Source organism: Falsihalocynthiibacter sp. BN13B15, assembly GCF_041205415.1.
In the GTDB taxonomy this organism is placed as follows: domain Bacteria; phylum Pseudomonadota; class Alphaproteobacteria; order Rhodobacterales; family Rhodobacteraceae; genus Falsihalocynthiibacter; species Falsihalocynthiibacter arcticus.
Map to the genome: position 1 here is coordinate 1 of NZ_JBGFCE010000011.1, position 16,321 is coordinate 16,321.

The 16,321-nt window shown below is 51.6% G+C and carries 16 protein-coding genes and 1 pseudogene; 12 read left to right on the forward strand and 5 right to left on the reverse strand.

Translation table 11 applies throughout. The features are described 5' to 3' along the window. Window positions 1–297 precede the first annotated feature (297 nt). Entirely contained in the window at window positions 298–1,086 is a 789-nt protein-coding gene (locus tag AB9F26_RS16310) for a class I SAM-dependent methyltransferase (protein ID WP_369768499.1), read from the forward strand. Between the two features lie 202 nt (window positions 1,087–1,288). Here AB9F26_RS16310 and AB9F26_RS16315 read toward each other — a convergent pair whose 3' ends face one another. Then, entirely contained in the window at window positions 1,289–2,128 is an 840-nt protein-coding gene (locus tag AB9F26_RS16315) for a LysR family transcriptional regulator (RefSeq protein WP_335586969.1), read from the reverse strand. Between the two features lie 97 nt (window positions 2,129–2,225). Between AB9F26_RS16315 and AB9F26_RS16320 the strand changes: the two genes are divergently transcribed. From AB9F26_RS16320 to AB9F26_RS16335, 4 genes are all read left to right on the forward strand, one after another. Then, a complete protein-coding gene (locus AB9F26_RS16320) occupies window positions 2,226–2,633 on the forward strand; it encodes a hypothetical protein (RefSeq protein ID WP_335586970.1) in 408 nt (135 codons plus the stop codon). Window positions 2,634–2,883: 250 nt separating this feature from the next. Continuing rightward, window positions 2,884–3,921, forward strand: coding sequence for an IS110 family transposase (locus tag AB9F26_RS16325; RefSeq protein ID WP_369768500.1), 1,038 nt, complete (start codon window positions 2,884–2,886; stop codon window positions 3,919–3,921). Window positions 3,922–4,528: 607 nt separating this feature from the next. Further along, window positions 4,529–5,581 (forward strand): DUF1214 domain-containing protein, encoded by a 1,053-nt coding sequence (locus AB9F26_RS16330; RefSeq protein WP_369768501.1) that lies wholly within the window; start codon window positions 4,529–4,531, stop codon window positions 5,579–5,581. A 262-nt stretch (window positions 5,582–5,843) separates the two neighbouring features. Further along, complete coding sequence (locus tag AB9F26_RS16335; protein WP_369768502.1) at window positions 5,844–6,125, forward strand: dihydrofolate reductase family protein; 282 nt, start codon at window positions 5,844–5,846, stop codon at window positions 6,123–6,125. A gap of 122 nt (window positions 6,126–6,247) precedes the next feature. Here AB9F26_RS16335 and AB9F26_RS16340 read toward each other — a convergent pair whose 3' ends face one another. Both AB9F26_RS16340 and AB9F26_RS16345 read right to left on the reverse strand, forming a co-directional pair. Then, window positions 6,248–6,985 (reverse strand): GNAT family N-acetyltransferase, encoded by a 738-nt coding sequence (locus AB9F26_RS16340; protein WP_369768503.1) that lies wholly within the window; start codon window positions 6,983–6,985, stop codon window positions 6,248–6,250. Between the two features lie 157 nt (window positions 6,986–7,142). After that, the gene (locus tag AB9F26_RS16345) at window positions 7,143–7,541 is read right to left on the reverse strand and encodes a hypothetical protein (RefSeq protein WP_369768504.1); all 399 of its coding nucleotides are present in this window, start codon (window positions 7,539–7,541) and stop codon (window positions 7,143–7,145) included. 351 nt (window positions 7,542–7,892) lie between these two features. Here AB9F26_RS16345 and AB9F26_RS16350 point away from each other — a divergent pair. From AB9F26_RS16350 to AB9F26_RS16370, 5 genes and pseudogenes are all read left to right on the forward strand, one after another. After that, window positions 7,893–8,081 (forward strand): annotated as a pseudogene (locus AB9F26_RS16350) (integrase); the annotation flags it as partial. Window positions 8,082–8,384: 303 nt separating this feature from the next. Then, the gene (locus tag AB9F26_RS16355) at window positions 8,385–9,116 is read left to right on the forward strand and encodes a gamma-glutamylcyclotransferase (RefSeq protein ID WP_369757735.1); all 732 of its coding nucleotides are present in this window, start codon (window positions 8,385–8,387) and stop codon (window positions 9,114–9,116) included. Between the two features lie 23 nt (window positions 9,117–9,139). After that, window positions 9,140–10,201, forward strand: a complete 1,062-nt coding sequence (locus tag AB9F26_RS16360; protein WP_369768505.1) for a dipeptidase — start codon at window positions 9,140–9,142, stop codon at window positions 10,199–10,201. A gap of 241 nt (window positions 10,202–10,442) precedes the next feature. Continuing rightward, complete coding sequence (locus AB9F26_RS16365; RefSeq protein WP_369757050.1) at window positions 10,443–10,712, forward strand: GNAT family N-acetyltransferase; 270 nt, start codon at window positions 10,443–10,445, stop codon at window positions 10,710–10,712. Window positions 10,713–11,063: 351 nt separating this feature from the next. Then, entirely contained in the window at window positions 11,064–11,237 is a 174-nt protein-coding gene (locus AB9F26_RS16370; protein ID WP_369757051.1) for a hypothetical protein, read from the forward strand. Between the two features lie 427 nt (window positions 11,238–11,664). On the opposite strand, the gene AB9F26_RS16375 is transcribed toward AB9F26_RS16370, so the two are convergent. Together AB9F26_RS16375 and AB9F26_RS16380 are read right to left on the reverse strand one after the other, a co-directional pair. Further along, a complete protein-coding gene (locus AB9F26_RS16375; protein WP_369768506.1) occupies window positions 11,665–12,843 on the reverse strand; it encodes a CynX/NimT family MFS transporter in 1,179 nt (392 codons plus the stop codon). 193 nt (window positions 12,844–13,036) lie between these two features. Beyond that, a complete protein-coding gene (locus AB9F26_RS16380) occupies window positions 13,037–13,306 on the reverse strand; it encodes a hypothetical protein (RefSeq protein ID WP_369768507.1) in 270 nt (89 codons plus the stop codon). A gap of 505 nt (window positions 13,307–13,811) precedes the next feature. Here AB9F26_RS16380 and AB9F26_RS16385 point away from each other — a divergent pair. Continuing rightward, on the forward strand, window positions 13,812–14,870 hold the full coding sequence (locus tag AB9F26_RS16385; protein WP_335584543.1) for a substrate-binding domain-containing protein: 1,059 nt from the start codon (window positions 13,812–13,814) through the stop codon (window positions 14,868–14,870). 30 nt (window positions 14,871–14,900) lie between these two features. Further along, on the forward strand, window positions 14,901–16,253 hold the full coding sequence (locus AB9F26_RS16390; protein ID WP_335584542.1) for an extracellular solute-binding protein: 1,353 nt from the start codon (window positions 14,901–14,903) through the stop codon (window positions 16,251–16,253). The last annotated feature ends 68 nt before the right edge of the window (window positions 16,254–16,321 follow it).

The following is a 16,321-nucleotide window of genomic DNA, read 5'->3' on the forward strand; positions in this document are numbered from 1 at the left end:
GACTGTCCTGAGCGCCACCATGATCCATCAGGGTAGCGGAATAACGATATCGTGCCAAAATGGACACGAACGTCAAAAACTCTTAAGGGCACCAAGATCAGCCGGGTTTCCACACAGCCTCCGGACAAAACGCCACTTCCAGCCGAGTCCTAAAATGTTAGCTTTTGCACGTTTTAGAAGCTGATTTGAACAAAACTCGCGAACGTGCCCCCTAAAAAATTGGAACGCAGTCCGGTCGCTTATGGTACGTTACCTACACGCGGGAACCTGTCGACATCTTGGACAAGAGGGATTGAAATGGACAAATTTCGCTTAACACATGCGGCAGCGCAAAAATATGACAGTCATAGTGTGCCTGCGATGTTTGCGCCATTGGCGCGGGCTACGTTGGATAAAATGTCTTTACCAGAAGGTGCGCATATTATTGATATCGCATGCGGTACGGGGGCTCTCACACGCGAAATTGCCAAACGTCTTCTTGGGGATGGCCGCATTGTTGGCGCAGACTTGAATGAAACAATGATTGACTTGGCGAGACAACGCCATCCGTCGGATGCCCATGATGCGGCATATGTTGCTTCTGATGTTTGCGAACTTCCGTTTGAGGATGGAAGCTTTGATTTGGCCTTCTGTCAACAGGGCTTACAGTTTTTCCCAAACAAACCAGCAGCGCTGGCGGAAATTCGGCGCGTGCTCAAAGCGGGTGGGAAACTCAAACTAACCTGCTGGAGTGCAGTTTCACCGTTTAACGGAGCGCTGTCCGAAGCGTTAGCCGATCATGTTGGCGAAGCTGCATCTAACAAAGCAAAAGCGCCGTTTTCTTTCCGCGATGCGGATGTAATCATGGAACTTTTTGAAGAAGTCGGTTTCGTCATTGAGGCCCATCAAAAAATTGTACTTGAACGGCGGTTCGAAAATCTTTTCGAACAGATTATGGCGTTGCCTGTGGAAAAGGACTTAAGCGATTCAGGTGAAGCCGTTACGCGCGCAGTTGTCGAAGATGTTGCCGTTAGGCTTGAAAAATATGCTGTCAACAATGTCTTCATTGTGCCGCAGGAAGCCCATCTTTTCGAAGTGCGCGTGTAAATTACCTTCATGTCATGCCGAAGAATGGCATCTGTTAATCCGGACATTCGACATGACTCGGAAATTTGCAATTTGGACTCCATGCAAGCTCAGCGAACAGCAGCAGTATGGCTTCGCCAGCAGAATGTCGGTTAAGGTGAATGTCTATTGATAATCATTCAGGGTATCCTCAACCAGTACATTCACAAACCTAAATAGTGAACTAGATCGGGTTTTCCAGATTTTGCGACGGAGCAATTGTTGTCAACCTCTCGGCCAAATTTGCAGAGAAGGCGGATTTGCGATGAGAAACCCCGATCCTCCGAGACCCAGCATCCGCATCAATCAGCGGACGCACTATGATGTTTTCGCGGCTATCTCCGTGTGACTGCGGCACAAAGGCGATGCCTAGGCCAGCGGCCACCAGATCAAGCAGCTGCGGATCGTTCATCGCTTGCGCTGCAGCGGAAGTCTGAATCGTAGCCAGATCCATGCGATCGGCATTCGGACAATATGGCCGGTGGATCAGAGGCTCGCCTTGAAGATCAGCGAGACGGATGCCGGACATCCCGGCGAAGGGATGGAAACGCGCAACGGCAATGCGAAACGCCTCGTCCGCGGTAGGAATAAATTCGTGTGTGCTCGGGACGCATTTATCCGACACATACGCGAGATCGCAGTCGTCCGGGTCCTCAGTGAAACGAAAGGTCAGGTTCGCTATGCTCCGGCGCAAACTGTGCAAGCCCGGTGCAAGCCCGTGAATCAGCATGTCAGGAGCACAGTGGATTCGAACGATCTTCTGGGGTTGGTCCCGCAGACGGCTCTCCAGCGTCGAGAGGTGGCTCACGCTATCCACAGTGTCGTAATAAAGCTTGCGGGCAAGTGCCGTTGGCACCAACCCTGATTTCGAACGCTGGAACAGAGGCATCCCCAATCGGTCTTCCAGCTTCAGGATCGCCGCAGACACTGTAGGCTGACTGACACCATTGAGGCGTGCGGCCTTGCTGAACGTCCCTGTTTCAAATGCGCTCGAAAAATAACGCAGTGTGTTTAATTCTACCATAGGCATTAGCTATACAACAACCAAACAGAATAGCAATTACCTTCTATTAGAGGTCGCCGTATATACGCCTCATGACAGCAAATAGGAGCGTTTGAATATGCATATGACCCCCGTAAAACCCGAGACGACCGCCATCGGCAAAGTACTCACCAAGTTCGTTGCTGGTGATCCATCGATGTTCGAACTGATTTCAGACGTCATTGATTTCCGTATCGATCATTTTCGCGACGAAACGGATACCAGTTGGCAACAAGCGACTTCCCGCGAAGGCATGATGGCCATGATCGAGCGGCTAGGTCGGGAGGTTTTCCCAAAAGGCACCGAGGCGCTAAGTGTAGAAACTTTTGTGTTGGGAGATGGCTGGCACTTGACCCATTTCAATCAGCGCTTCTTCTACGGCGTGCGGCAACGCGACGTCACCAGCCTCACTTATATCATTTCACATGAGACCGACGGCGTTATGGATTTCTTCCGTGAAACGGTAACCACAATCTTAGACGCCTAGCATGTAACGCTTTTACGGCCTTGAACATCCGTAGGAAGTATCAAAAACAATAGCGGACATCGGTGTAACAAGCGCCGATGTCCGCTTTGGGGACGCTGAACTGCGGTGTGGCGGCCCTTTGCGAAAGGCAGGTTTGGGCCGGTAGGACCCCAGGCAGAAATGGGCGGAAAGCATATGTAATTGGGCAGCCTTTCGCTTTTAGGCCAAGCTCCCACTAAGATCACAGAATAGCTGTGAACAAGGGAGATAGGTGATCGAATATTATGTTGGATTAGATGTGTCGTTGCGATCCTGTGCGCTTTGCATTGTGGACAGTAAAGGAACGGTGCTGTTCGAACGTGAACTGCCTTGTGAGGTCAGTGATATCGCCGAATGCCTTGAGGCATTCCCACATCCGATTGAACGTGTTGGCTTTGAGGCTGGATCAATGAGCCAGCATCTTTTCTTTGGCCTGCGCGATGAAGGTTTTGATAATGTCTACATGGAGGCCCGCCAAGTGTGCGCTGCTCTGTCAGCGATGAGAAATAAGACCGACAAAACAGATGCTCGAGGCATCGCGCAAATATTGCGCACTGGCTGGTTTAGTCCTGTCCATATGAAAAGCCGTGAGGCCCATGGGCTTCGCGCGTTGTTAAGTACACGCAAAGCCTTGCCGAAGAAGACCATGGATTTAGCCAATGAGGTTCGTGGGCTTTTGAAGGTATTTGGCGTCCGCCTTCCTCAAACAGTTAAGCATGGTAGCTTCGACAGCGTTGTACGGCCGATGATCGAGATCGATGACGTTCTGGCACATGCTCTCGTGCCCTTGCTCGATGCCAGGGTCGCTCTGTATCAACATTATTTAGAACTGGATCGGCGCGTTAAGAGGGCCACCAGTCAAGATGATGTCTGCATAAAATTGATGACTATTCCTGGCGTCGGTCCAATCGCTGCGTTGAGCTTTAAATCGGCGGTCGATAAACCAACCCGTTTTAAAAGATTCCGCACCGTTGGCGCACACTTTGGACTTACACCGCGAAGATATCAGTCAGGGGAGCATGACAATCCAGGGCGGATATCCAAGGCTGGTGATCGAGATGTTCGGGCTGTTCTATATGCAGCGGCGAATGCGCTACTTATGCGAACGATGGCAAACTCCCAGATCAAATCTTGGGGTATGCGATTGATGCGCACCAAAGGGCGTCGCCGCGCCGTCGTAGCTGTCGCACGTAAGTTGGCCGTCCTAATGCACCGCATGTGGATCGATGGCACAGAATTTCGTCAGGACCAAGTGGGAGGCATGGCATGATCTAGAACGCCAACCCACAATCCTAACGGGGTCGTCCCTCACCGGACGAGGTTCGTGCCTTCTCAGGCATGTAAACATGCCCTGTCAGGTAATAGAAGAAGCCGAAAATGTCTGCTGCGCATCTTGAAGCGCGCCGGAAAACGGGGCTCTCCACTGCCGATCCGACATATGCTTGCAGCGATGCCATTCGAACATCAAAAAAGACTGCGAAGAGAAGCGTGACCCGGATGAGTGACAAAGACCCAAAACAACAAGGAAAAAGAGCTTGACCTAATTACCCAATTAGAGAAGCGGTCATTCGCTGCCCCAAGCGGTCGCTCGTTGAGGCCGCCTCTTTCTATGCGCTTGATCGGCGTGTTTGCGGAGAATATTCAGTAGAGGGAAATCTAATGGGATATTTGACACGTGCTTATCAAAACTCAGATTTGCTGCGGATATGATGTCGGTGGGCTTCTTTGCGCCGGCCTTTTACACTCACGGCACCACTCCGGCAGAAGCGTTCAATGGAGGTTGGAAGTCACCAGCCTCTGAGTAAGTGACCAACTGACCATGTGGAACGACGCTCCGCCACTTCGCATTAATAACATTCAGCCAAAGGTTATTCACAATGAAAATCCTCCTGACATCCGCCGTACTAGCTGCAATTTCCAGCGCCGCAGCCGCAGAAATTCCAGATATCGACAGCTCGAAATGGGCAACCAATCCAAGGGATTACGGCATGAGCCCCGCCGAATACATCAACGCGGAAAGCAACTCGTTCTTTGCGGACTTCCTTGGCCGCGCGAGCATGAACGAGTTTTTCAACTTTCAGGGCCTAACCAAGGCCGCCGACCATTGGGTCGTGTCGCCGAACCTCGATACGGTCTATTCAATCGCCGTGGTGAACGCTAAAGATGGCTTTACGCTGGAATTGCCGGAGGTGGGGGACCGTTTCATTGCGACCCAGATCATCACCGAAGATCACATGACGCCATTCTACGTCTATGGCGGTGGCACACAGACCTATAAAGCCAGTGACTTTGCCACAGATTTTGTGGCTGTTGGTGTCCGGATGGGAACCGACGGCACAGCGGAAGACGTTGCAAAGATAACGAAAGAGTATCAGCCGAAATACAAGATCACCGGCGCGGCGACAGGCGGTAAGCTGCCCGATGTTGACAAGAAAACGCTCACGACAGTGCGCACTGCCCTGTTGGTTCAGTATTCCAAACTCCCGAACTCATTCGGTGCAATGGTGAAACGTGTGGAGGACGTCAAGGATTGGCAATTCTTCACCTATGTCACGGCTGGTGCATGGGGCCTTTCGGCCAACGAGAACGCCATGTACGCCAGTGGCGGTCCCAAGGATGCCAAGGGCGGTACGTGCTACACGGCGACTTTTCCCAAAGTTGAAGTCAAAGCCTTTTATTCGATCACGATGTATGGACCCGAAAAATATCTGATGACCAATACAGATAACATCGTGAGTTCCAGCCGCGGTGTCACCACCAACGACGATGGTTCTTTCAAGGTAGCCTTTGGCGCCGAAGATTGCCGGAAGTTGGCCCCCAATTACGTCGCAACCCCTGACGATGGCTGGAGTTTTCTACTTCGCGCCTACCGCCCTGACGTCGAAGCGTTCAAGGCCTACGAGATGCCGAGTATCCTGCCCGCCAACTAGGGCCTGCCGGTATTGGTAGAGGGGCAATGGAAACGATATTAAACTGATCAGCTTTCATAGAACGCTTAGCAGACATTTGTACAACGCGCAGCATCAGTCAAAGTGGGCTCGGAGGGTCCATTCCCTGCGGTGAACACCAACGTCAACTACGCAGAACGAAGCTACCTTTGGGCTACATGCGGCTTGCCTTAATGAGCATTATAAATATGAGGGCATCTCATGCCCGCTCAGGAGAATTGCAATAACAACAGGTCATATGTTTATGGCGATGAGTCTCGATGGGTTTGTTGCACGCGCGCACCGGCAACTCATGGTGTCCCTGTCAGAGCAAGGCTGGAAACGTGCCTATATCGACGGTGGTACAATCATCCAAAGCCTCATGCGCGAAGGATTGATCGCAGATATGACCCTGACTGTTGTTCCGATCCTTATCGGTGAAGGCAAACGGATGTTAGGCGCTTTGGATTCCGATATTGACCTGCACCTTTTAGAGTCGACGTCATTTCCATCGGGCTTAGTTACCTCAAGATACGAGATAGCTTAGGGCTCAAACGGAGCCATCGCTACAGCTCGGACCAATGTTGGTCGTCCTGCCAGTGGACAATTCACCCAGATGTTTCGGGTGACTGTGGAGGGCAATAGTAAACATTGCCCTCCACACGACTGTTACGAGGTCGGCATCGCCATCTTGAAAGTTTCATCACCGGAGGCATCAAAAGCGCCTTCGCCGACCACTTCAAAACCATAACGTTTGTAAAACGGCAGCCCTATTTTGTTGTCCTTGAACACTTCCACTGTAAGCGGTCCCTTCAAAGACACCACATGATCGACCATCTGGCGGCCCATGCCCTTGCCTTGTTGAGATGGGTCAAGAAACAGTCCGCCGATTTCTTTGTCGATCATAGCAATAAAACCAACGGGCGCTCCGCCGTTTTCCAATACCCAAGTTTCGGCATTCGGCAGATAAATATTACGCATGTCTTCACGCACTTGCCCCCTGACGTCAGCCGATAAGAACGGATGGGCGAGTGGTTCCGCATGATCCCAGATGGTGATCAGGGCCTCGGTGTCTTCGGTTTTGTATTTACGGATCATTGTCTTCCTTTCTGGTTTTTGCTGAATCGAGTTGATCATTTTGTGAAGCAATTTGTCGGCGCTTTTACGTTCGGCCATTGCGGGAGAGTTAAAACGCCCTTCCGCAGCCAATTTGTTCCATCGCGCAAGTCTAGCAGAATCAATCTCTCCGCGCCCTAAAGCACGTTGAATGGCCGCCGTATCAGCAACACCAACCATAAAGAGAGCATTGAGCAATGTGGATTTCCCGACACCAGACGAGCCAAGAAACGCAACCGTTTGCCCCGACTTGCACCATGGAGCAAGCTTGGCGATTGGCGCCGCGCTCAAAGCATCAAGCGCTTAGACCAGCACGCGGTTTAAAATTGCGCCGGCCTCGGCCACGTAGGGGGGTTGGATCATCACAAAAATAAGCTTTCGTGAGCAATATCAAGGGTGTAACCTCTGCGTCAAACGCCAAGCAACATGGCGCTCAAGCCGCGCGATGTCAAAAATCCCTGTTGTAGGACGACACAATGAAAACCATATCCACATTGGCAGCAATTAATTGCAGTTTACGATCTGATCCTAGCGCACGACGTTCAAACACGCTGCTGCGGTCCAAGACCTTGCTATCCGATGGGTGATGCTGATCATAAAGCAACCAATCACCTACCGTTGCCTCAGGTCCGGGTGGGATAACAGTATCAAGGCCCTCACCCAATATATAGAGGCCGGTTCTGTGGACTTCTACCACCCGAACGGGCGGCATATCGGTCATGTCGTCAATGCCGGTTTGCTGGCTAAAGAAAGATTTCCAGCCAAGTTTTTCCGTTGGCGAAGGCTCGCGTTTTGGAAGTTTATCGGCACCCGAAGGTGACAGAAGTTGGGTATAGTCCCGTGTCATTGTTTTAACCTTCATGCTCTGGGCACGGGCAAAGCTCGCGCCACAATGTGTAGATTAACTAATTTGAAAAATACAATTCGCCTGCGACAATTAAGCGGGGCGTTAGCTTGATTTGAATTTGCACCGGGAGGGCGCTTTGCCTCCCCACATTATTGGAACATAAAATCTCCATGAACACGTTAGACAAAGTTACCCTCCTGGGTAATCTTCGCAAGCTATTCATCCATGCAGAAAGTTAATCGCGGACAGTCGTGCGCTGCGCAGCATCGGTCAATTTGAGCTCGAAACGGACCTCGGATGCGGCGCCGCATTTTGTGATACGATGCCGTGTCAACTTCGGGTTGTCGGCGTGGGTGGGAAGTGACCACCTACGGCACCCATTCAATGCGGCGCAGGAAGGTCACCCAAATTTACCAGAAAACGGGCAATTTGCGCGCCGTTCAACTCCTGTTGGGGCATACAAAGATGGACAGTACCGTCAGATATTTGGGTAACGAACTTGATGATACTCTGGCGATCGCCGAAGCCATTGAAATTTAAACGTTTGGGCCGTTCGACGCGGACGGCCCAAAGCCGCCGTTAGCGAGAATTCCAAATGTTGCGGCGCAGTCCGTCATTGCAGGCATTGACGCTTTGCCGCAACGCTATTTTGGCATTAGGTATGCTTTGCGGAGTTGCCTCAATTTATCGACCCGACACACTCAGCGCGCTTCTCAGCGGGGGTTTTTAGCAGACGGAATTTGACTGGAGAGCGCAAAGTTTTTATCCCAAAAAGCTTGCTTATTGACTTGGCTTCGCTTCAACCTGAAACAGATGCCCGTTTTTTAAAAGCGAGGACAATTAATGTATTCAGAACCAGACCCCTTCATTCACCACCCTGAATTACGCGATAAGGTTGGTGATCCGCTGAAATCTTTCTTTCGGAATTTCAAACCGGAAGAAGTTTTTACGAAGTATCCAGAACTTATTTGGGTCCTCGACAAGCTCTACACCGACGAATATCGCACAGCTTCACGCAACGCAGTTCTTGATTTACACGGCGATTCTGATCTCTGGGTTTTCGCGTATGGGTCGCTCATGTGGGATCCTGCGTTTATATTCGATGAGGTGCGTCGCGCGCGGGTTACAGAATATGCGCGTCGCTTTGTGCTTAAGGATGTCTGGGGCGCACGCGGAACCGTGGAAACGCCGGGCCTGTTTGCCGCCCTCGACACAGGAGATGGGTGTGAAGGCCTCGTTTACCACATTGCCCGGGAAAAGGTTGACGCCGAAATAGAAATCCTATGGCGGCGGGAAATGGTCGGACCGGGATATTTGCCAAAGTTTGTGACGGCAATGGTTGACGGCAAACCCATCCGTGTACTCGCCTTCATCGCGGACCATAGCGCCGAGAATATCCAGCCAAACCTTTGCCGCTCTGAGCAGATAGAATTTATCAGTACTGGGACGGGGATTTTGGGCACAAGCCTTGAGTATTTACAAAACATTGTCGGGCAATTCGATGCTCTTGGCATCGTCGAAGAAGAGTGCACAACACTTCTCGATGACGTTCAGAACCACATAAAAACACAGTAATCCATTTCAAACGGAGACAATTCATGCGCGACATCATACCCTTTTTTGACGGACACAACGATTTCCTTCTTCGCTTGATGTTTACACCAGAACCGCGTGAAGACACTTGGCTGGGCAAGACTGGAAAAGGACACCTTGATCTTCAGAGGATGAAGAATGCCGGGTTTTCAGGCGGTCTATTTGCAATATTCGTCCCCCCTATTTCAGCGGGGCCACCTCCGGACTTTGCGGCCCTCATGGCAAACCCACCCTATGAGTTGCCCATGCCCCCCTTGATGTCACACGACCAAGCCCAGCCGATGGCTCTAACCATGGCGGGCCTTTTGCATCGGATGGAACGCGCAGCACCCGACGACTTCAAAGTTTGCCGTACCGCCTCTGAAATACGCGCGGCGATGTCAAAGGATGTCATCGCGGGCGTCATGCATATGGAAGGTGCGGAGGCAATCGGCCCCGACCTCGACGCGCTCTATTTATTCCACGATATGGGGCTGCGGTCGCTTGGTCCCGTTTGGAGCCGCCCGACCATTTTTGGAGAAGGGGTTCCCATGAAATTCCCGGGCTCGCCAGATATTGGCGGCGGGTTGACCGAAAAAGGCAAAGACCTCGTGCGTCTGTGCAACCAGCTTGGCATCATGATCGACCTTTCACACATGAACCAAGCTGGGTTTGAAGACGTGGCAAAGGTTTCACAACGCCCCTTGGTCGCCACACATTCCAACGCCTATGCGTGTTGTGAATCTCCGCGCAATTTGACGGATCGGCAATTGGCGCAAATTCGCGAGACTGGCGGAATGGTCGGCTTCAATTACGCCACTTTCTATATTCGTGAAGACGGAAAGGCCTCGCCCGAAATGGATTGGCAACCGATGATCCGACACATGGATTATCTGATCGAACATTTGGGAGAAGACCATGTTGGCCTTGGGTCAGATTTTGACGGTTGTATCGTACCTAAGCTCATTGGGGACGTTACTGGCGTTCCAAACTTTCTCTTGGCCCTAAGTGCACATGGCTATGACAAAGCCCTGATCACTAAACTTGCCACTTCAAATTGGCTCAATTGTCTTGAACGCTGCCTTTGAGCTAAAAACTGGAAAGTGAAATGGTATTATCAGACACGCCTCCACGAAAGACGAGATCAAAAACGTTCAAAATCTAATCCGAGAATTTACCGATTGGGCATTCGCGAAATCTGAGGATGCCCGCAATGCCGCTACTTTCAGGGGTCTGGAGAAGGAGATTTCTACACTTCCCGGCAATTACGCCCCCCTCAACGGGTTGCCTGCTGTTGGCCACCCTTAAAGATGACGCGGGTGTGTCGGTTTGCGTCGATTTAACACCGAAACTAGCGAAATCAAACGCATGTACGTGCAAACTACGGCGCGGGGTCAGGGCGTTGGGGGCGCATTGCTTACTGAACTCATCGCAACTGCGCGCAAATTGGGCTATCGCAGGTTGGTTCTATCAACCCATCCCTCGTTGACGAGCGCGCAAAGTATCTACCGCAGCGCGGGATTTGTCGTTGTGGAAAATCCATTGGATTTTCCCGAATATGGGGAGATTGAAGTCTGTATGGAGACGAACCTTAGGTAACGTTTCTTAGCGGTACGGTATTATATTCTGGAAGAGATGAAATATGCGCCGCAAGCTAAGATTAAGCCGCGAACTTGTCGATAAATAGCCCTCGCGCGTGGAAGAGCGCGGCCCTGTGCGCATATCGGATCCGAAAGAGGGCTATTATCACAAAACCGCAGCGCAGATTTAATCTCAGATGCACCAGCCAGATGAACTTTGGGTTTTTGCCGTTGGATCGCTGATCTGGAGGTCGCGGATCAGCGAACAAGCTTGGTGCAGGGCTGGCGCCGTTCATTTTGTCTTGGCCCAGACACGAGATGCCGTGGGAACCCGGCCGCCATTGCCTTCGCGGCGTGCAGGGATTTTCTGTTGTATCAAGAAGAGCCGCCTGAAGATGAACTCGCGCGCATTCTCGCAACGGCTGTCGGATATGTGGGTTCAATGGCTGACTATGTGCTCAATACGGTCACCGAACGTGAAAAGGCAGGAATCCATGCCCCTCACTTAGGGCGCATTCAAGCGATTATTGCAGAGCGCCTCTAGGATCACGAACAAGTTAGCTGGGAACACTGATTAGTTTCCTTCACCATTAAGAATATCACGAGAGATGGCGTCATCCGTGCTGGTCCCCAGGTCCGCAAGGATTTCCAGCCCTTGGTAACTATTTTTTCTTCCGGCCCAATCCAATAATTCCAATCCGCTCCATGAATATTTTCCTTCCTAGAACGCAACTTCAAATGGCAACCCAAGGACCAATAGTTGCCCCAAGATGTTTCTTAGGTGAGCAGTCAGTTGCAGGCCTGTTCTTTCACAAATGTTTTCCAAAGGAGCTTTTTATCGATCCAGATTTGACTTCTGAGTATCTAGTCGCAACGGGCCGTTCTGCGTCCAAACTTACCACCGGTCTTATTAGAAGATCGTAAGCAGGCTTTGTGCCACGCTCCGCTGTATCCATTTGAATCGATGTATATTAGTCCAAGGGCGAAGCGGAACTGACGCGCTTAAAGCCCCCTAACGTCACCATACTGGCAACGATCAACGCAGCTCCCAGAACGAATACTATTCCTACACTGCCAACTTTGTCGGCAAGTGCACCAGCCAATGGCGGGGCCGCCATCATTGCTGCATAATAAAAGGTGTAGTAAACGCCCATTCCGAACGCTCTAACGGAGGGTAAAAGGACCGTTGAGGGTAAGCTGATAATCGGCCCTGCGCCGAGGCCAAAGAAAAAGCCAACAATCAGAAAACTGGCGGGCACTGTTGCAACGGGCAAGAAAAGTATCATCGGCACCAGAACTATGTAGCTTAGGAGGCTGATCATTATCACTGTATTTGGCCGGCCCGTTCGATCGGCCACGAACCCTCCTATAGGAATCGACACTGCAATGACGACCATGAATAAGCTCGTCATCGAGCTGGCTGAGGTGAGAGGTAAACCTCTCTCGCTTAGAAGAGCTGGTCCAAAGCTAAAGACCATAGCCAGCGCCGTGTTGTAGAATGCCCAGACCGAACCTGCCAACAGTAGTGCATAGAGTGGTAGTTTTTTCAGTTTGATGCTTGTGGGCGCAACCGGAGCCTCTTCCGGTGAGCTGTAAAATACGAGAAACAGGGCAAGGGAAATTGCAGTCGTGGTCAACACCAATATCCATGCAAGCTCTAGTCCGCCCGAAGCCGCAACTCTTGGTAAAGTTAGGAGGGCCAGCGCGATACCGACGGGCCATGAATTAATGAAAATACCCATGGCTGTTGAAATCTCGCGGCCGACGAACCAGTCTACCACCATTTTGGTCATCACCACATTCAAAGCAACGCCACCTATTCCGGCGATAAGCCGGCCAGAGATTAACGATTCCCAACCGGCTCCCCAGCTGATCAACGCACTGCCGATCAGCATCAGAACCATACTCAGGCCAACGATGCGTTTGTCTCCAAACCGCCCTGCGATTGCGCCTCCTGGGATCGCAACGACCACGCCCGGGGCTAAGTAAAGACCAATCAGAAGACCTATATCAGCAAGGCTGATGCCGTACTCTTCAATAATGAGAGGCGAAAGCGCCCCCACAGATTGAAATTGAAAGGCCATCGCCGTTCTTGCGAAAAACAGTACAGCAAGGATCAACCAACGATTTGAAATGATAACATCTCCCAAGTCTTCTGATTAAGTAGTTTTCGTGGAAAATCCAAACTGTCGTGGTCACATTTGGAGGTCGCTACTGATACTTGAACTTGTCCACTTCACCTTGGCATTCCAAGCCTTCCGGCGCTTCATTTCCAAAATCCTTTTTTCAGAGCCGGCTTTTTCTACTTGTAGACCATGCATCGAGCACGAAAGTAGATTCGCCTTAATCGCCACCTTCAATCTCGACAAAAACGTCTATCGGGTCGACCACGGTGTCCGCTTCCTTGGCTTTGGTTGTTTCAGCGCTGCCAAGCACCTGTTTCATCGTCGCAATATCTGCACCTTCACATACGATAGAAACCCGATCATCCTCTGTGTGTTTGAAGACCTTGTAGCTTTTGCAAAATTTGTCGAAGGCGGGTTTCCGGTTGTGTCCACCCTTGAGCCAGGTCTCCATATTTTCAACGTTGTGCGTCATAATAACTGTCGTCATTCTAATTCTCCCTATTGACTAAATGCCGTGACCGACGAAAGTCAGCAAATTGATCCTACCCCATTTTTTGAAACGCTATCACGAAATCTGGGCTGGCACTGCAGCTTGCCTGAAGAACCAATAGAGAGTGGTCTGCCTGTTGATAATTATTCGTCTGCTGGTAAGCACCAAAACCAATAGCAGACTTGCTGCAAGTTGCAGCAAACTTCCGCTTTCCGCCCTTCCTGACGAGTTTTTGCGACCGCAGCATTCGAGCCACTTCCCTTTCCTATCACCATCACGAACGGCCCAGAGCCGCCGTTCAACAGCACAATAAATTCTGCGTTGCGGCATGTTGGATCTTAGCGATAGGTCGCCGAAAAGTTAAACTTTTTGAAGTGTCCCATTGTCTTGTTCGCAATGACACCTTGGCAGAGTCACGTGGCTTCTCTTTCGAAGATAATGCAATTTTTCCCTTGCCGAAACCGGTTTCGTAAATCAGCTTGATTCGTGGGAGGACAAATTTATGGTACACTTATTGAGTGACCGTGCCGCGAAGCACATCACCATTTCCGACATGGCAAACGCGCTTGGCGTGACCAAGTCCACCGTGTCTCGGGCTATGAATGGATACCCTGATATCTCTGAGGCCACCCAATTGCGCGTGAAAAGCATGGCCAAAAAGATGAACTACCAACCGTTAAGTCATGCGCAGGCAATTAAGACGGGGCGCACGCGTTCGCTCGGATTGGTTCTGCAGTTTTCTGACCATGATGCACAGCGACCCTTCTTGGCGGAGTTTCTTGCGGGGCTTTCTCACGGGGCGAGCGCGGAAGGTTGGACATTGACGGTGGCAACCGCAGACAGCAACGCGCAAATGATTGAAAAATTCCGCGCCCTGTTGCGAGACGGCAAGTCAGATGGATTTGTTTTGCCGCGTGCAATGTCTCGCGATCCGCGCGTAAAACTGCTTCGGGATTCTGGTGTGCCTTTCATCTTATATGGCCGCCAAGAAAATCCGGATGGCTGTTGTTGGTTTGATGTCCGTGGGGAAGACGCAATGCACGATGCGGTGCGCCATCTTGCGGCGCTCGGTCATCAACGGATCGCGTTTATAAACGGCGGCACTCAATATGCCTATGCGCCTCTGCGCCAAAAAGGTTTTTGCGACGGTATGGCCGAAGCGGGGCTGGCCGTCGATCCTGATTTAATGGATGGCGACGCGGTAACGATCGAGGACGGCGAGAGAGTCGGAACGAAGATTTTGTCTCAAAGCAACGCACCAACGGCAGTGCTATGCGCCGTTGATTTTGCGGCTTTGGGGGTATACCGCGCGGCCGCCAAGCTAAATCTCAGGGTGGGCCGCGACGTCTCGGTGATTGCCTATGATGGCATCCCTGAAGGCTTCTATGCTCAACCGCCTTTGACGACGTTTTCAGTAGACAATCGCGCCGCAGGAGAGCGGCTTGCGGCGCTTTTGATAAGGCGCATTCGTGGTGAAAACCCAGAGGATTTACGCGAAACGGTCTCGGCAACTTTTCTTAACCGCGGGTCTACGGGGCCCGCTCCAACGCAAATAAAATAAACAAACGACAATATTAATGGGAGGAAGACAATGAAACTTAACAGTAAATCTATCATGAGGTCTGGCGTCGCAATGACACTGATCCTTAGCGCATTCGCAGCACAGGCTGACGAGTTGCGGTTCTGGACAACAGAAGAGCAGCCCGAACGGCTTGCACGCCAAGAAGCAATGGCAGCAGACTTTGCCAAGGCATCTGGACACACAGTTCAGGTTATCCCCGTTTCTGAGAATGATCTCGGTACACGCGCTACTGCCGCATTCGCCGCGGGCGATTTGCCTGACGTGATTTATCACCCCTTACAGTATGCCGCCCCATGGGCCGATGCGGGTATTCTTGATACCGACGTGGCGACAGATGTTGTTGAGGAACTCGGTGTTGGTACATTCGCTCCGGGCGCTTTGGAAATGGTTGCAGCTAATGGTGGTTATGCGTCCGTGCCGGTTGATGGCTGGACACAGATGCTGGTTTATCGGGCGGATCTGTTTGAGGCCGCGGGCTTAGAAGCTCCAAACACCTACGCGAATGTTCTTGCTGCCGTTGAGGCGCTTCACAACCCTCCATCGATGTACGGTTTTGTTGCCGCAACCAAGATTGACGAGAATTTTATGAGTCAGGTTCTGGAGCATGTGTTCTTGGCCAATGGCGTTTCCCCAGTTGGACCAGATGGCGTTCAAGCCTTGGACGAAGCCGCCACAATCGAGGTGCTCGAATTCTACAAAGCGATCGCCGAAGCCTCCCCTCCGGGTGATCTTTACTGGGATCAATCGCGCAGCCTCTATTTTAGCGGCAACGCGGCAATGATCATCTGGTCGCCCTTCATCCTCGACGAATTGGCTGGTTTGCGCGACAGCGCTCCACCCACCGTAAACGACGACCCAACATCGCGTGATTTGGCCGCTGGAACGGGGATCGTAACTAATTTTGCGGGCCCGTCGAACCCAGATGGCGCAGCTTGGGGAGATGTGCGCTACTTCGGTATTACCTCTGACGCGTCCACCGATGCCGCGATGGAGTTTGTCAAATATTCGATGAACGAAGGCTATGGCTCCACGCTTGCGATTGCCCCTGAAGGCAAGTTCCCTGTTCGTCGCGGAACCGCCGAAAACCCAACCGAGTTTGCCGATCTTTGGGCTACACTTGACGTTGGAGTCGATCGCAAAGCCCCCTTGGGCGAGCTTTATGACGCAGCCATGATCGAAGAGATCGTGGGTGGTCTGGATGTGGCTCAACGTTGGGGTGTGGCCGATGGCCAGCTTTCTGCGGCCTCGGCAATCATCAACAGCCAAGTCATCAACCGCTATGTGCGGGAATTCATTGATGGCGAACGGGATGCCGCAGCGACTGTTGCAGCCCTCAACGAGGCTATTGCAGCAGTGCAATAGGACTTCACGACACTATGCGCGGGGCGTCCTTTTGCGAGGCCCCGCACCAAAACGATTTCCGCAAAACA